Raw genomic sequence first — 17,974 nt, 5'->3', positions numbered from 1 at the left:
AGAGAGGCTCCTAATAAACCAGGAGCCTTTTTATATAAATATGTTTTGTGTTTTATGATTAATTACGGACAATCAGTTTTATACTAATTATTTTTTCTTGTACTTCCCTTCTGGTGAAAAGTTTTTCTCATCTTTCAGCTTTCCATTTTCATAATACTTCCAAATTCCATGTTTTTTCTCATGCTTATATCTCCCTTCAGCTATCAACTCTCCTTTTGAATTATAAAATTTTGATTCTCCATGCAATTCTCCATCTACATAAACATAGGTTTTTAAAACCACATTATTAGTAGAATACCATGTTGATACACCGTCTAATTTTCCATCAACATAATTTTGCTTTTCAGCTATTTGTCCATTAGGATAATATACAAAACGCTCACCATCTAAGTTTCCTTTATCATTATAATGTTCTAAAGTAAGTAACTTATCAGAGTTTTTTTGATAATACTTCCATTCTCCTGTATATAACTTACCATCCATTGTACCTTCACTAATGACTTTTCCCCTCGTTGCAAAAAATTTGACATAAGTTTTATTATCATTTTCATTGAAGGTTCTGGTAGCTGTTAAAACTGGTTTTTTTCTAATATTCTTATAAAACTTAAAAACGCCTATTTCTTTACCATGCAAAAACTCACCTTCATACCTAAGAACATTTGTGTTTTTAAATGTCTTTTTCCAAATACCATGACGTTTACCATATTCATCAAATTGATTAATATTTTGAGAGAAACCAAAATTAAAAACAAATAAAACAATTAGAGATACTATTACTTTTTTCATTTTAAAAGTTATCATTTTTTTTAATTTTTATTTTACTAAACAACACTATTGTAAACGAAAATATTATTTTCAAATTGTATAACAAAAAAGCTGCCAAAAAATTGACAGCTCATTTTAATATTAAGACTTTTAATAAAAATTCAAAGACACTTTCCTTTATTTAAGAGAAAGGTATTTATCTTTTACCTTTTTTTTTGTGCTTGTTTCTGTTTTTCAGCCTGCTCCATCATACCCTGCATACGTGCTTGGAATTTACTTTGCTTTTTAGGCTTCTTTTTATTCTCTTGAATCTGAGCATGAATTTTATCCTCATCAAGAATGTAATTTTTAATAACTAAAATAATTCCAATACTAATTAGGTTAGAAATAAAGTAATACAAACTTAACCCAGATGCATAGTTATTAAAAAAGAATAGCATCATTATTGGAGAGAAGTACATCATATACTTCATCATTTTACCCATATCTGGCATCCCTTCTTGTTGCGGTTGTGTAGCTACTTGTTGTCCCGTTGTTAAACGCATATAAAAGAAAATAGCAATAGATGCTAACAAAGGAAATAAGCTTACATGATCTCCATAAAAAGGGATATTAAACGGAAGATTTGCTACGGTATCATACGATGATAAATCTTCTACCCATAAGAAGCTTTTTTGTCTTAAATCGAATGCAGACGGAAAAAATTGAAACAGTGCATAAAACACAGGCAACTGTACTAACGCTGGTAAACATCCACTTAATGGACTTGCTCCTGCTTTACTTTGCAACGCCATAGTTTCCTGTTGCGCTTTCATTTTATTGTCTTTATACTTCTCGCGAATAGCATCTAATTCCGGTTTTAGAATCTTCATTTTTGCTTGCGATAAAAACTGCTTATATTGCACAAAGGACATTAATAACTTGATTAATATCGTCATGACAATAATGGCAATTCCGTAAGGTAAAAACCCTCCTAAGAAAGCAAACAAAGGAATGAAAACATATTTATTTATCCATCCGAAAATACCCCAACCAAGAGGCACAACTTCATCTAAATTTCTATCGTATGCATTTAATATTTTAAAATCACTTGGTCCATAATACCAATCCATTGTTTTATTAATCTCGCCACCCGCTAATTCTAAAGGTAGTTTAGCAACAAATGCTTTGGTATAAACAGTATCTATTTCTTCATCCTGAACTAGATTTCTAGATTCAAAAGTTCCCGTTTTAAAAGGGACATCTGCTAATAAAATAGATGTGAAGAAGTGTTGCTTAAATGCTACATAACTAACATCTGCCGCTGTATCATCTGTTTGTTCTTGTTGCCCTAAATAGTCATCTTTTCCATCTTCATATTCAAAAACAACCTCAGTATATCTATTTTCATAAGAAATACTTTTTGCATGACGATACGTTTTAAGATTCCAATCTAAACTAACAGCTTGTGAGCTATTTATAATATCACTTAATCCTTGCGAACGAATAGTAAAGTCGATCATGTAATCGTCTTTTTTCAACTCGTAGCGATATTCTAAAAACTTAGTTTCAGACACCTTAAGTTTCATTGAAACTATAGTGTTGTCACCATTTTTAGTGACAGTAGGCGTAAAATATCTATCCTTTGTATTTACAATTCTACTTTCAGTAGTCCCAAAATTAATATTGAAAGAAGCATTATTATCTTTTACAATATAAATAGGTTCTTTATTGAAATCCACAAACTCCTTTAATTTTACCTCAGATAAATACCCTCCTCTATTATTAAACTTTAATTCAAATAAATCAGTTTCAACACGTGTTTCTTTTTTATCCGAAACTAAAGTTTCTGAATATGCTAAAGCCCCAAGTTTATTTTTTAGATTGATTAATTGAAGTGAATCAGAAACCGCACCAGACGTATAATCTTCCGCAGTAGTTACTTTAGTCTGATTTTGTTCTGAAGTTTTTTTATCTGCTTCAATTTGTTCTTGCTTTGCTTTTTCTTGAGCTTCTAGCTCTTCTGGTGTTGGCTGATTTTGCCAAAGCATATACATTAATATTCCGAAAATAAGTAGGAACCCTATAATCGAATTAATATCTAATTTCTTTTCTTCCATATTTTAATTTGTGTCATTCTAAATGCAATATAAAAATCTCTTAGTTAGATATTTCGCTTTATTCAATATGACAATTATACGCGTTTAAATTTAATGAGATTTCCATTTTCATGGGAATGATAAATAGATTATCAAATAGTTATCCAATTTTAATTTTGTGCCATACTGACACCTTTTTGATCTTTTTTATGATTTAAAGCTGCTTTAACGAAAGCCACAAATAGAGGATGTGGATTAGCAACTGTACTTTTATATTCTGGGTGATATTGCACACCTACAAACCAAGGATGATCAGGTATTTCTATAATTTCAACTAAACCTGTATCTGGATTTAACCCTGTTGCATGCATTCCAGCTCCCTCTAGCTCTTCTCTATAAGTACTATTAAACTCATAACGATGTCTATGACGTTCTTTTATAATGTCACTTTTATAGATATCATGAACTATACTTTCCTTTTTCAACTCACAAGACCAAGCTCCTAAACGCATAGTTCCTCCTTTATCAATTACCGTTTTTTGTTCTTCCATCAGATCAATTACCGGATTCGCTGTCGTAGCCTCCATTTCAGTTGAGTTGGCATCAGTAAGGTCTAAAACATGTCGCGCAAACTCAATAACAGCCATTTGCATACCTAAACAAATTCCTAAAAATGGAATGTTATTTTCTCTAACAAACTTTACTGCTGTAATTTTTCCTTCTATACCTCGTTCACCAAAACCAGGAGCTACTAATACGCCATTTAAATGACCAAGTTTTAACCTTATATTATCTTCATTCAAATATTCTGAATGAATTGATTCTATTTTTACTTTAACTTCATTTTCTGCTCCTGCATGAATAAAAGCTTCTAAAATAGATTTATACGAATCTTGTAATTCTACATATTTTCCAATTAATCCGATAGTAACATCCGATTTTGGATTTTTATGACGGTGTACAAAATTATTCCATTTGGTAATATCTGGTGTAGAACTCTCTAAATCTAATTTTTTTAAAACAACCTTATCTAAACCTTCTTCTAGCATTAAATTAGGCACATCATATATTGTAGATGCATCTATAGATTGTATGACCGCTTCTTCTCTAACATTACAAAATAAAGCGAGTTTACGACGTAAATCTTTTGGTAAATTATGTTCTGTTCTGCAAACTAATATGTCTGCCTGTACCCCACTTTCCATAAGTGTTTTAACACTATGCTGTGTTGGTTTTGTTTTTAATTCTCCAGCCGCCGATAAAAACGGTACCAATGTTAGATGTATAACGGTAGCATTATTTTCTCCTAAATCCCAACGAAGTTGACGAACAGCTTCTATATAGGGTAACGATTCAATATCACCAACCGTGCCTCCAATTTCTGTAATAACGATATCATAATCGCCAGACTTACCTAAAATTTGTACACGACGTTTTATTTCATTTGTAATATGAGGAACAACCTGTACTGTCTTTCCTAAAAACTCACCTCGGCGTTCTTTTTGAATCACGCTTTGGTAAATTCTTCCCGTTGTTACATTATTGGCCTGACTTGTAGGTGTATTTAAAAAACGCTCATAATGCCCCAAATCCAAATCCGTTTCTGCACCATCTTCAGTCACATAACATTCACCATGTTCATATGGGTTTAATGTTCCTGGGTCTACATTTATATATGGATCTAATTTCTGAATCGTAACTCGATATCCCTGAGCTTGTAATAATTTAGCAAGAGATGCTGCTATGATGCCTTTTCCTAAAGACGATGTAACCCCTCCGGTTACGAAAATGTATTTTGTTGTAGTTGTCATGTTGCGCTTATAAACGCAGGCAAATTTACAAAATTAAAATAGTTATTTAAGAATTAGTTTTGGGTTATTTAATGGGAGTTTTCAACAATGATATTGGGAAGGAAAACGATAAATCCTTTTTATTGAAAACATTGATTTTATTTGAGAGAAAAACTTATACATGTTTAGTGTTAAAAGTAAATCAATATGTGTTGAACTTATTTTAGCATGAAACAACTCCATATTAAACCATTGATAAACATTTATAATGAAGAACGTTATAGGAATATTATCAGGATTAATTTTAAGCATCATTTTTATACTTTTTTTCTATATTTTATTTTATCTGATTCGATTAAAAATCAGGTTTTAGGAATTTTATCTATAATTATTTTGGCTTTGATCATTGGTTTCACAACAAAAAAAGAAAGTATTTTGTACTTACCTTTCTATAACTTCATTTTCAATATTAATATTTCTAATTTTCATAAAACATAAAGAAAGTGAAAGTGAAAATTTAGTCATTCGTAAATTAGAATCGATGCAAAAATAATATGGCGCATTAAGCTTTTCCTTTTATAACTTTAAACAATACTTCCTGGTTATCTCTTAATATAACTGAAGCTTTGGGTACAACAAACTGATTGGGAATATCTTTCTGTATTAATACTTTTACGTTCATACCTTCCAATAAGTCACCATCATTTTTTACCTGCGCTTTTATTAAAATAGTACCGTCTTTTTCTACCTGGGGGTTTATAGTCGCTATATAGCCTTCATAGCTTTTATTAAGCGCAAAGGGAGCTATAGAGACTTTATCCCTGGTTCTAATATCTTTAAGTTCTGATTCAATAACGTAAAATTCCACTTCAAAAACAGCATCGTTAATAAGGGTTATAAATTCTTTTCCAGCACTAATCTGTTCGTATTGTTTACTATTTATACTAGCAATTTTACCGCTAAAAGACGCTATTAGCTTTGTTGACCTTAAATCGAAACGTGCATTTTACAAATGGTGTAACGCATTTTTATACCTGGATTTAATGGCCATCATATCATACTCTTTTTTAGAAAGACTGTCTTTAGTATTAGCGTTAAAACCGCGACGTACTTGCAAGTCGTTAAACTCTAAAGTGGCTTCTTTTAAATCTATTTCGGCTTTTTGTACTTTTTGCCTATATGTAAAGGCATTTAAAGATGCCAGTAACTGGTCTCTTTTAACATAGCCGCCATTTTTAACATAAATCTTTTCAAGCTTTTCACTAACATTAAATTTAAGTTCGCTTTTAAAATGAGTACGACAGGCTTCTTCACTATCGAAATGAGCTGTAAAACTTAATATACTCACCTACTATTTTTTCACCTAAGTTAAAACTTCTCTTTTATATTATTGGTAATTACGGGTATTTAAAAAAAAATTAACACTTTTTAATAATTTACCATATGTATCAATTAAAAAAACATCTGTTATGCTTGCTTGTTTAGATAATATTAACATTTGTAGAAACTAAATTAACATAAATATAAACTGTGAGTATGAAATTAAATTCATTTATTAAATGTAAACCAAAAACGTATTATATTGCTTTCCTCTTTGCAATGAGTTTTGGTTGTATTCAAGCGCAAAAAACTACGGTAAAAGGAAACGTTGTTGGAGAGGGGCAACCACTACCTGGTGTGAGTATTCTTGTAAAAGGCACTCCAAATGGAACTGTCACGGATTTTGACGGAAACTATGAAATTAAAACAGATTCAGATAGCGTTTTAATTTTCAGCTACTTAGGCTTTCTAACAGAAGAAGTTTCTGTAAACGGGCAAACTTCAATAAACGTGGTTTTGCAACCAGACGTATCAACTCTAGACGAAGTCATTGTTGTTGGTTATGGCACACAAAAGAGAAAAGAAGTATCAGGATCTGTAGGGCAGGTCAAAGCTGAAGTCTTAACAAAAACTACCACTTATGATATTGGTACTGCATTACAAGGACAAATTGCAGGTGTGAGTGTAACCTCTAGTTCTGGAGAACCAGGGGCAGAAGCTAATATATTAATTAGGGGTTTTAGTTCTGTTATAGGGGAAAACAGTCCGTTGTATGTTGTAGACGGTATCCCTTTTAATTCAGATCCTCAGTTAAGTATTAGCGAAATTGAAACCATAGATGTCTTAAAAGATGTTGCATCTGCGGCAATATATGGAGTAAGAGGCGCTGGTGGTGTTATTTTAATTACCACTAAGCAAGGTAAAATAGGGCAAATGAGAATTAGTGTGAACTCTGAGTATGGTGTGCAAGATATTACGTCTGGTGTACCTTTAATGGATAGCCATCAACATACCTTTATGGAAATGTTTCGTGGAACTTCGCTTTCTAAAAAACCTTTAGGCGAAGTCGTTGGTGATATTCATAGAAATCGAAGCTGGTTTACTAATAATACAGATCTTGAGAGTATAATACTAAACGATTTAGCCTCCATACAAAACCATTCGATTAATGTGTCTGGTGGCAAGGAAAATTTAACATATAATTTTAATGCCAATTATTTTGATCAAGAAGGAATCATGATTAATTCAGGCTATAAACGTTTTAATGTACGTTCTAATACTAAATTTACTAAAGGTAAATGGCATATAGCAACAGGAATAACGTTTAAAAGGGATGAAAGAGTTCTCCCAAATTGGGGAGTTTTTAATCAAATACTTCGTTATAAACCATTTCAACAATCTATTGTACTTGGTCAAACAGAGTTATTTAATGTCACCGAAGATGATTTAGATGAACCCTCAGGTTTAGGACCTATCATAAGATTTGGAGGCATTGCAAGAGGCCTAAACACAAAAGAAAACAGAAATGGAACAAGTACTACAGGTAATATTGCTATAGATTTTGACTTAACAAACGATTTAAAATTAACAGCACGAGCAGGAGCTACATTTGCAGATACAAAAGGGATTAGAATTATACCTCGGTTAGATGTATATAATACAGCTGGCGACCTTGTACCTCCAAGTCCATTTGATATTTCAAGAAATAGAACATCACATTCAACATTTTATAAGTTAACTGGTGAATTTATCGCTAGATATAAGAAGCAATTGGGTGACCACAATATTACATTAATGGGGGTTTTTTCAAGAGAGAAAGTAAACTCCGAATATTTTGAAGCTCAAAAAGACGATCAGGCAAATGCTGCAATTAGTGTGTTAGATGGTTATAATAGTAATGATCTTGTTAGTTCTAATAATAGAGATTTTACACGAACTTTAGAAGGTATGTTAGCAAGGCTTCAATATAATTATATGGGTAAATATTTATTTAGTGCCAGTATCCGTAGAGACGGATCTTCTAGTTTTGGTAAAGATAATCGGTATCAAGCGTTCAAGCAATTTTCTGCTGGCTGGAATGTATCCGATGAGTCATTTTGGGAGCCCTTGAAAAATGTAGCCAGTTCTTTTAAACTTAGATTAAGTTATGGAGAAACAGGTAACGATCGTATTCCTCCATATAGCGACCAAGCTGTAGTAAACATAGGTCAAAATTATGTGTTAGGAAGTAATTCTACGACCCTTAATTCAACAAGTGAATTGCCTGGTTTAGGAACGACTCAACTACGGTATGCAAACTCTGATGTTAAGTGGGAATCGTCTATTGGTCAGAATTTTGGTTACGATATTGGGTTTTTTAATGAGAAATTAACATTTTCTAGCGATTTTTATATAAATGATAAGAAAAATTTATTATTTGGAGTGGTTAATCCGCCTTCAACTGGAGTTTCTGGAAACAATAGAACAAGTATATTGAACATTGGTGATATGAGAAACATAGGTGTAGAATATACTCTAAATTATAAATATAAAGGTAAAAAAGGGTTTAACTGGAATGCTTCCTTAACCTACACTCAAAATGATAATACCGTGACTAGAACTCCTCCTGGTAATTCAATGGTTGCCTTAGATAATAGTTTTATATCAGACCGCCCACGTAAAAGAGAATTAGTCAGTTTTATTACTGAAGGTTATGAAGCGGCTGCATTTTTTTTAAGAGAAACAGATGGCGTTATTAATACGCCAGAAGAGCTTGCAGAATATAAGGCATTAGTGAGTGGTACTTGGAGTCTAGGAGATTTAAAATATGTAGATCAATTAACCGTAGATACAGATAATGATGGTGTACCAGATGCTGGTGATGGAGTTATAGACGAGAATGATAAAGTATATAAAGGTAGTGGTACAGAAGAGTTTAATATGGGGTTTAACTTTAATGCCAATTATAAAGGTTTCGATTTTACAATGAACTGGTATGGATCTTACGGTGCTGAGGTCATGAATGGGAGTAAAGCTTATGCCTATCAATCTGGAACCCATAGAGATATTTATTATTCTTGGACGAATATTAATCCAGAGTCTCAAATACCTTTTTATGACGGAACTCCAAATGGTCCATCTTTTAGAGGTGGCTCAGATTATTTTCTGGAAGATGGGTCATTTATAAGACTAAGAAATGTTGCTTTAGGCTATTCTTTATCTAAGAATTTGTGTGATAAGTTAGGGTTTAACAAATTTAGAATATATGTACAAGCCCAAAACCCTTTAACGATTACAAGCTATTCTGGTTTCGATCCTGAGGTAGGAAATAATGGGTTCAGTGCTCGAGGTCTTGATCGGGGTACATATCCTATAAGCTCACAATATAAAGTAGGTTTACAACTTCAATTTTAAAAAATTATGAAAATGAAATATATAAAAACAACTAATTTATACATAAATACCAAGTTTATGTGTAAAGTTTTACCAATTATTTTGCTTGTTCTATTTTGTCAATCTTGTGAAAAAGATTTTTTAGATCAGACAAACCCGAATGCGTTAACAACCAAAAGTTTTTGGCAAAATAATGGCGATTTAAATGCAGGATTAATATCTGTGTATAGTGTACTCAAGGACAATGATGTTCTTGGAATACAATCCGAATCGATAAGAACGGATATAGCAGCTCCTGGAAATTTCAGAAATAATGGACAAATAATTCCAATGTATCACTTAGGCTTTGATCTAAGTACTCCATATGTAGAAGATAAATGGAGTGCTTTATATTTAGGCGTTTTTAGGGCTAATCAAGTCATTGAAAATTATGAACCTATATCAGCTACCTATATTAATGAAGCTTCACGTGAAGAGGGGCTAAGAATTTTGGCGCAAGCAAGAGCACTTAGAGGTTATTTTTATTTTATGCTCAATAATAGTTTTAATAATGGTTCAGTACCAATTTTAAAATCTATCCCAAAAACATTTGCAGAATTTCAGCAAGCATTTTCTACGTCTCAAAAGGTAAAAGAGTTTTATAGAGAAGATCTTAAATTTGGGTTGGAAAATTTACCAAAAACGTATTCAGAATGGTTAGACGAAGGAAAAAGTAATTTAGGTAGAATTACTGCTGGAGCATGTGAAGCCTTATTAGGTAAAAGTTATCTTTATGAGAATGATTTTTCTAATGCAGAAATACATTTTAAGAATGTTATAGACAATTATAATTATAAACTTGTAGATGATATGGCAAAGTGTTTTACAGGTATTGATGAGTTTAATTCAGAATCGATCTTCGAATTAAATTTTACAACAGCGCTAAATTTAGAAGCTAATGGTGAAGAAAAGTTATCACAAGATATTACTCATATGGTCTATAATGGTACAATACAGCCTAGTTCACATTTAGTAATGAAATATCAAGCAGATAAGCTTGACGAAAATGATCCTGCAAATATGAATTTAGGGGCTAATGTTTATGATTCTCAGGGCGAAATTATTGGAACAGAAGATAGATTGCGTACATATAGTTTGAGAATGGGAAATTGTATGGGACAAGTGGATGATCCAGATTCACCTATGTATGGTGAAACATGTGGCGAGTTTGGTAACTTTTCTAATGTAGCACCATTTGCCAGAAATAGAATAACCCTATTTAAAAAGTATTTACACTGGAATACTATAGGAGGAGGAGCTGGCGAAGATAGAGGTTCTGAATTAAATAATAAATCTGATATCAATATTATGGTACTTAGGCTTGCCGATATCTATTTAAGCTATGCCGAATGTATGCTGGTAAAAGGAGATTTATCTGAAGCATTACGTTATATAAACAGAGTTAGAAAGCGTTCTCATCTGGTTCTTTTAGGTAAGGCTAGTGATCCAGGAGCAGAATTTAATAATTTGCAAACAACATATGTAGATGATATCGATTTTGATATTTCTAATGGAGACCAAGAGGTTAATACAGAAAATTTAATGACGCATTTAAGATTTACAGAAATTCCTTTAGAATTATGTTTGGAAGGCGATCGCAATGCAGATTTAAGACGTTGGGGCATTTATAAAGAATATTTACAGGAGTTAGCATCAGTTAAATATGATTATTGGCATTATCCAAAAAATGGGAATGGTAAACATGGCGATCGTTATAAATGTTTTATAACATTTTCTGGAGATTCTCCAACAACATATACAGGAACAGGAAGTTTTTCTGAGCCGCCGGAAATTCAAGATAAGTTTACAGCAGCAAATGAATTTGATCCAAATTTTCATAATTATTTACCAATACCACAACTTGAGATCACTACCAATTTAAACTGGGATGTTATAGCAGATTAAATAAATCAAATTTAAAAATTTAAACCATGAAAAATATAAAAAATATAAAAACAGTGTTTAAAATACTCTTGCTACTCTTGGTGGTAAGCAGTTGTGAAGAAGACGATTATGTGGCGCCTAATGAATTTGTAAACGCGGGTTTTACTACTGATTTTGGCCCTGCAGTGAAAGAATTAAATGTTTTCGAGTATACCGCTTTTATGGATATATCAGAGGGTGCTACCTATCACGAATGGCGTATACCAGAAAGTGCTTGTTTTTTAAAAGGGCCTATACCAAACAGTACAAGAAACTACGATAAATTCATTATTAATGAAGGAAGTACAGTTACAACAGATAGAACGGCTTTAGTACTTTTTAAAGAAGGAAATACTAGTACTAAAGTTACATTATATAATGAATTTGATGAGTATACTGAGTTTATTTTACCAGTAAGGGACTCTATATCAAAAACACAAGTTATTGATACGATCCGTACTATTTTTAAAGACAATAAATGGATTTATGAACAGACTATATGGCTCGATGTATATGATACGATAGTTCCAGATATGGCAATGAGGGATGTATTAGGTAATAATATTGATTTTAAAAACCTAACAACAATTGACTTAAAATTTGAAGACAAATTAGTTTTTGAAGATTTAAGCGAAACCACTAACAATGCAAGACCAACATCTACAAAATGGAGAATACACACCATTGAAGAGAATGAAGAAGATGAAATTAATTTGTTCTCTGGTGAAACTAAGATAGACACCATTACATTTAACAAACGTATAGGTAGTTTTAAAGGCAAGTTAATCTCCAAACGAGACAGAACAGAAACAGTAAATGGAGATGAAGATACCTATGAAATACCTGTTATCTTTAATGTCACCGCTTTAGATGAGCCATTTATTCAAAATGGTGACATAATAGAGCGTGCAGATAATACAATTGTGATCCCTTTAAGTTCTATAGTTGCAGATCCTGGCTCTAGTCAGGCAGCATTTTTTACTGTTAATGTTAATGGAAGTCCAGCTGCAATAACTTCTGTAGTTAAAAGCAATACCACTGGCGATTTTTTATTGATTACACTTGAAAATGAAATTTTTGAAACAGATACAGTAACCGTATCGTACGATGGTAACGGAGCCTTTAAATCATTAGATGATAGACCATTGCAGGCCTTTACGGACGTTCCTGTTATTACTTACGTGATTGTACCAACTGTACAGACGGGAAACGTTGTAGAATTAAGAGATGAAACCATACAAATTCCTTTTGATGCTCCATTTGATGGAGATACTTTTACGGGAGATACAACACAAGGTTTTGAAGTATTGGTTAATGGAGTTAATTTTGTTATCTCATCTGTTAACTTGGATATCGATAACACGAAACTAAATATTAGATTGGTTGACAAAATTTATAGACCAGATGTTATTACAGTTTCCTATGATGGATCTGGAAGTATAAACGCTGTTGGAGGGGGTATTATAACTCCTTTCTCATTGGTGCCTGTTATTATGGATAATGGTGATATTTTAAACGGAGAAGGTAGTTTTAATGATCCTTCAAAATGGGTCAATGCTGGTAATGGCACATCTACTATTACATTTGTAACAGCATCTGTACCAAATTCGCCAGATACAGGTACTGTAGCATTTGTTGAGGCACCAGATGGAAATAAACCAGATCTTAGATCCACGGACACGTATCCTTTCGAAGTAGGAAAAACATATGTTTGGACAGCTAAAAGATATATTTTTCCAGAACATACTACCACGTTTGCTAAGCCATATTTAGATATTCAACTTTCTAACGAAAATTATAATGGTGCTGCCAGAGGGGTATGGGAAGATGTTATAATAACAGAATTTACGCAAGCCGCAACAGGTAATTTTAATGTAAGGCTTCAACCTATACCGCCAGGAATATGTAAAGTTTATTATGATGATATGATTATTGCTGAAAAGGAAGTAAGGCCTTAATTAATAATAACAATAATTAAAAGCCCTGTAATATCACTTTACAGGGCTTTATATCATTAATAAATCATGGTGTTTGCTTACATTAATAACAGGTATCTATTAGACCTAAACATTCTTTATGTATTTTGTACTCGCGATAATAATTTTTACTAATATAAAAAATAGATAATGATCAATAAAACACTATTTATTGTAATATTCTCAGTCTTTCTGTCTTGTAAAAATGTCTCACCTAAAAAAGATATTACGGAAAAACAACCGAATATTATCTTCATCATGTCCGATGACCATACCACTCAGGCATTTGGAATATACGGAAGCAGATTAGCAACGTTGAACCCCACGCCTACTTTAGATAAAATAGCCAACGAAGGGATTATTTTCAACAATTGTTTTGTTACCAATTCCATTTGTACACCAAGTAGAGCAACTATAATAACTGGGCAATACAGTCAAACAAATGGTGTTCTGGACTTGGAAGGTCATATTCCTGTGAACAAACAATACCTTCCACAAGAAATGAAAAAACTAGGTTATGAAACAGCCGTAGTAGGAAAATGGCATTTAAAGAATGAACCTGCTACATTTGATTTTTATGCTGTTTTACCAGGTCAAGGTAAATACCACAACCCAGTATTTAGGACACAAGGCAGCAAACCTTGGCCTAAAAATACTATAAATAAAAAAGGCCATTCTTCTGATAATATCACAGATATATCTATAGATTGGTTAAAACATAAACGAGACAAAACCAAACCGTTTTTTTTAATGCATCACTATAAAGCACCTCATGACGATTTTGAATATGCCCCGCGTTATAAAGACTATTTAGAAGACACATTTATACCAGAACCAGCAAGCCTATATGACAATAAAAATAATGGTTCTATAGCTACCAGAGGTAAAAACGATTCTTTAATTCATGATATTGGGTCTTCAGTTTCTAAAAGAAATACCGTACGAAACATGGGCATGCGTCTATGGAGTGATGAATTTACTAAAATTTCAAATCCAAACTTTGATCCTTCAAAAAGAATAAAACCAAATATGAGTGATAAAGCATATACTCATGAAACCTACCAAGAATATTTAAAAAGGTACTTGCGCTGTGTAAAAGGTGTTGATGATAATGTCGCTCGTTTAGTTCAATTTTTAAAAAATGAAGGCTTGTACGAAAACACGATTATTGTGTATACTGGCGACCAGGGATTCATGTTGGGAGAACACGATTATATAGATAAAAGATGGATGTATGAAGAATCCCAACGCATGCCATTTTTTTTAAGGTACCCAGAAAAAATTAAATCAGGAACGAGAACTGACGCTATAATAAACAATGCGGATTTTGCTCCAACTTTAATTGATTTAGCTGGTGGAACACCTCCCAAAAAAATGCAAGGAAACAGTTTTAAGCACATTTTGGAAACAGGTGAGGAACCAAAAGGCTGGCAACAATCCACATACTACAGATATTGGATGCACATGGCACATGCCCATGCAAATCCTGCTCATTTTGGCATTAGAACTAAGCAATATAAACTCATCTTTTTTTATGGTAAATATTGGGTAGACACCAATAATCCAGATGCTGAGTGGAATAAAGACAGTTGGGGAAACCGTTTTGAAATGCATACACCTACCGCCTGGGAATTTTATGACTTATCCAAAGATCCACAAGAAATGAATAACGCTTATAAAAATCCAGAATATAAAGACATTATAACTGAATTAAAAACGCAACTCATAGCGAAACGTGAGGCATTAAACGAAGAAGATCTAGACAAATACCCCCACATTCAAAAGGTTATTGATGCGCATTGGAACGACTAATTTCAAGCTAAAAAACTTAACATGAGAATACTACTATTATTTTTATCAATTATTTACTTAACTTCCTGTCATCCGAATGATTCAAAAACCAGTATCTCAGAAAGCATAGATTTTAATTTTGGTTGGGATTTTTTTGAAACAAACCAAGATTTAAATATTTCAGACATTCCCAATCAAAAAGACTGGAAAAAAATTAGATTACCACACGATTGGGCTATTAAAAAACCATATAATCAAGCTTATTTAGTAACCGATAGCACACCGAATTTAGGTTCCATAGGCTGGTATAAAAAAGAATTTACCATAGCTTCTGAAAATAAAGATAAAATTATTAGAGTAGATTTCGATGGTATTTACAATAATGCAGAAGTTTATATTAACGGAAACAAAGTAGCGGAACGCCCATACGGTTTTAGTGCTTTTAGTGCCAATTTAACCTCCTTTTTAATGTTTGACGGGCAGAAAAATTTACTCGTTGTTAAAGTAGATCACAAGGCTTTTTTAGATAGCCGATGGTATAATGGAGCTGGGATTTATAGAGATGTTAAATTGGCTATTAACAACCCCATTCATTTCAAAAAATGGGGTATTGGAATTACAACACCCTTTGTTTCTAAAGAAAAATCTACGGTTCAAGTTAAAACAGAAATCGTTAACATCCCAAAAGGAAAAAACCTTAAAATTTTACATCAATTAACAAACCATCAAAATCAAATCATTAAAGACATTGAAACTTCCATTTCTAACGAAAAATCAATCATTACCATTGATGTCGATAAACCCAAACTATGGAGTCCGAAACATCCTTATTTATATATATTAACAAGCAGTATTGTTGACGAGACTGGAAAAGTGTACGATATCCAAAAAGAACATTTTGGTATACGTAGCCTTAAATACACCCCCAATGATGGTTTCTTTTTAAACGGAAATAAAACAGCTATAAAAGGGGTGTGTTTGCATCATGATGCGGGAGCCCTTGGAACTGCTGTACCAGATGCGGTCTGGAGAAGACGAATAATGACATTAAAAAAAGGCGGCGTTAATGCGATTAGAACGGCACACAATCCGCCTTCATCAAATTTTTTAAACTTATGTGATGAACTTGGTCTTTTGGTTCAAGATGAAGCCTTTGATGAATTTGATTATGCAAAAGACAAACGCAAAAATTATAACTCGCAAGGCATAGATGCGCTTACAACAGGTTATGTTACCCATTTTCAAGAATGGGCGGAACGCGATTTAAAGGATATGGTTTTGCGCGATAGAAACCATCCTTCTGTTATCATGTGGAGCATAGGCAATGAGATCGAATGGACCTACCCTAGGTATGCAAAATCAAGTGGCTATTTCAATTCTGGTAAAAAATATTATTACGACGAGCCTCCAATTACCATAGATCAAATGAAGGCCAATTTTAAAAACAATCCTGCAAAAAAATACGAATTAGCAAAAACAGCACAACGTCTATCTAAATGGGTTAAAGACATAGACACGACAAGACCCGTTACCGCAAATCTAGTTATCCCAACTATTGCTCATTTTTCAGGTTATACAGATGCATTGGATGTTGTAGGCTATAGTTATAGAGCTTCAGTATATGACTACGGACACAGGAATTATCCTGAAAAAATGATTTTAGGTACAGAAAACTGGGCAAATTATGTAGAATGGAAATCTGTAATAGATAATCCCTTTGTTCCTGGAATATTTTTGTGGACTGGAATTTTTTATCTAGGGGAAACATCAGACGTCACAGAACGTGGTTCCGATAGTGGTCTTATAGATTTTGCTGGATTTCCCACTCCAAGGTGGCATATGTTTAAGTCTCTATGGAATACTGAAGAACCGGAAATCTACGCAACTACTATAGAATTAAGTAAATCTGAATATATCAATAAAAATGGAAACGCTGTAGACAAAACACCAAATTTATGGAAAAAACGCAGATGGGGTTTTCAACCTTTTAATACCCATTGGAATTATACCAAAGGCGATACCATTGTAATTGAGACGTACACAAACTGTAAATCTGCTGAGCTATTTATTAATAATACATCGTTTGGAACAAAAAAATTAGCAAATAATGAGGACCATATCATCAAATGGATAGTACCATATATCGAAGGGAATTTAAGGGTTGTAGGGGGTGGTAATGATGCCATAGCTTTTGAAATAAAAACCGCAAAGTCCCCTAGTCAACTAGAAGCAAAATGTGATAAAAAAACACTAAAGTCTGATGCCTATGATGTGGTACATATAGAAATACAGTTAACTGATGATAATGGAAATCCTATTACTCATCTGGAACAAATTATTAGTATCACTCTGGAAGGACCAGCCAAATTATTGGCACTTGATAATGGTAGTAATGTTATGAAGAAACATCCATCACATTCTAAAACGAGCAGAACCCACAATGGAAAGCTTTTGGTGTATATACAAAGTACAAAAGAAAAAGGTGCCATCACTCTAAACATGGCATCTAAAAACTGTAAACCCAGCACTGTGCACATCATTTCCGAATAAATCATGGGGTTGGTATTGGGGAGCCTAGTACCTGTTGTAAAATTGAATCAGGCAGCACAGATTTTAATCATTTAGTGCACTGTAAAAAACATATGTGTTAACCCTTGCACATATTTATATACGAATTTAGCTGGATATTTTTTAATGAACCATCAGTAATGAAATCTATCAAAAATCAATTCTTCAAGCTGTCCGTTCTGGGCACTCTAATCTTTACTTCCTGTATGGAAAAGACCGGGAACGGCGATACCGCCGAACCCAAACAACCAAAATTCGAGGCCAATTGGGAATCCATCAAAGCCAACTACAAGGACCCTGAATGGTTCAATAAGACCAAATTCGGGATCTTCATACATTGGGGCGCCTATAC

Annotated in this window: 11 protein-coding genes; 6 read left to right on the top strand and 5 right to left on the bottom strand. The window is 33.0% G+C overall.

Features of this window, described 5'->3' with window-relative positions; genetic code table 11:
• Positions 1–87: 87 nt before the first annotated feature.
• The 5 genes from EM932_RS17990 to EM932_RS17970 all read right to left on the bottom strand — a co-directional run bounded on the left by EM932_RS17990 (position 88) and on the right by EM932_RS17970 (position 5,981).
• Entirely contained in the window at positions 88–786 is a 699-nt protein-coding gene (locus EM932_RS17990) for a toxin-antitoxin system YwqK family antitoxin (RefSeq protein ID WP_135878596.1), read from the bottom strand.
• A gap of 182 nt (positions 787–968) precedes the next feature.
• Positions 969–2,864 (bottom strand): membrane protein insertase YidC, encoded by a 1,896-nt coding sequence (gene yidC / locus EM932_RS17985; RefSeq protein ID WP_135878595.1) that lies wholly within the window; start codon positions 2,862–2,864, stop codon positions 969–971.
• Between the two features lie 149 nt (positions 2,865–3,013).
• Complete coding sequence (locus EM932_RS17980; protein ID WP_135878594.1) at positions 3,014–4,654, bottom strand: CTP synthase; 1,641 nt, start codon at positions 4,652–4,654, stop codon at positions 3,014–3,016.
• Between the two features lie 541 nt (positions 4,655–5,195).
• Positions 5,196–5,606, bottom strand: a complete 411-nt coding sequence (locus EM932_RS17975) for an efflux RND transporter periplasmic adaptor subunit (protein WP_135878593.1) — start codon at positions 5,604–5,606, stop codon at positions 5,196–5,198.
• 33 nt (positions 5,607–5,639) lie between these two features.
• On the bottom strand, positions 5,640–5,981 hold the full coding sequence (locus EM932_RS17970) for an efflux RND transporter periplasmic adaptor subunit (RefSeq protein ID WP_135878623.1): 342 nt from the start codon (positions 5,979–5,981) through the stop codon (positions 5,640–5,642).
• Between the two features lie 188 nt (positions 5,982–6,169).
• Between EM932_RS17970 and EM932_RS17965 the strand changes: the two genes are divergently transcribed.
• The 6 genes from EM932_RS17965 to EM932_RS17940 form a co-directional block, all read left to right on the top strand.
• A complete protein-coding gene (locus tag EM932_RS17965) occupies positions 6,170–9,346 on the top strand; it encodes a SusC/RagA family TonB-linked outer membrane protein (protein ID WP_135878592.1) in 3,177 nt (1,058 codons plus the stop codon).
• Positions 9,347–9,358: 12 nt separating this feature from the next.
• Positions 9,359–11,269, top strand: a complete 1,911-nt coding sequence (locus EM932_RS17960; protein ID WP_170179844.1) for a RagB/SusD family nutrient uptake outer membrane protein — start codon at positions 9,359–9,361, stop codon at positions 11,267–11,269.
• A 26-nt stretch (positions 11,270–11,295) separates the two neighbouring features.
• On the top strand, positions 11,296–13,245 hold the full coding sequence (locus EM932_RS17955) for a SwmB domain-containing protein (protein ID WP_135878590.1): 1,950 nt from the start codon (positions 11,296–11,298) through the stop codon (positions 13,243–13,245).
• 168 nt (positions 13,246–13,413) lie between these two features.
• Complete coding sequence (locus tag EM932_RS17950) at positions 13,414–15,075, top strand: sulfatase family protein (RefSeq protein WP_135878589.1); 1,662 nt, start codon at positions 13,414–13,416, stop codon at positions 15,073–15,075.
• Positions 15,076–15,096: 21 nt separating this feature from the next.
• On the top strand, positions 15,097–17,604 hold the full coding sequence (locus tag EM932_RS17945; protein WP_135878588.1) for a glycoside hydrolase family 2 TIM barrel-domain containing protein: 2,508 nt from the start codon (positions 15,097–15,099) through the stop codon (positions 17,602–17,604).
• A 224-nt stretch (positions 17,605–17,828) separates the two neighbouring features.
• Positions 17,829–17,974: alpha-L-fucosidase (locus tag EM932_RS17940; RefSeq protein ID WP_246041141.1), on the top strand; the 146-nt coding region annotated here is incomplete at its 3' end.

The organism is Flavivirga rizhaonensis (assembly GCF_004791695.1).
Classification (GTDB): domain Bacteria; phylum Bacteroidota; class Bacteroidia; order Flavobacteriales; family Flavobacteriaceae; genus Flavivirga; species Flavivirga rizhaonensis.
Note: the sequence above shows the minus strand (reverse complement) of the source record. Positions and strands in the feature narration are given on the sequence as shown.

Coding starts and splice junctions, on each gene's coding strand:
- EM932_RS17990 (WP_135878596.1), bottom strand. CDS start 786: ATGAAAAAAGTAATAGTATCTCTAATTGTTTTATTTGTTTTTAATTTT.
- yidC (WP_135878595.1), bottom strand. CDS start 2,864: ATGGAAGAAAAGAAATTAGATATTAATTCGATTATAGGGTTCCTACTT.
- EM932_RS17980 (WP_135878594.1), bottom strand. CDS start 4,654: ATGACAACTACAACAAAATACATTTTCGTAACCGGAGGGGTTACATCG.
- EM932_RS17965 (WP_135878592.1), top strand. CDS start 6,170: ATGAAATTAAATTCATTTATTAAATGTAAACCAAAAACGTATTATATT.
- EM932_RS17960 (WP_170179844.1), top strand. CDS start 9,359: ATGAAATATATAAAAACAACTAATTTATACATAAATACCAAGTTTATG.
- EM932_RS17955 (WP_135878590.1), top strand. CDS start 11,296: ATGAAAAATATAAAAAATATAAAAACAGTGTTTAAAATACTCTTGCTA.
- EM932_RS17950 (WP_135878589.1), top strand. CDS start 13,414: ATGATCAATAAAACACTATTTATTGTAATATTCTCAGTCTTTCTGTCT.
- EM932_RS17945 (WP_135878588.1), top strand. CDS start 15,097: ATGAGAATACTACTATTATTTTTATCAATTATTTACTTAACTTCCTGT.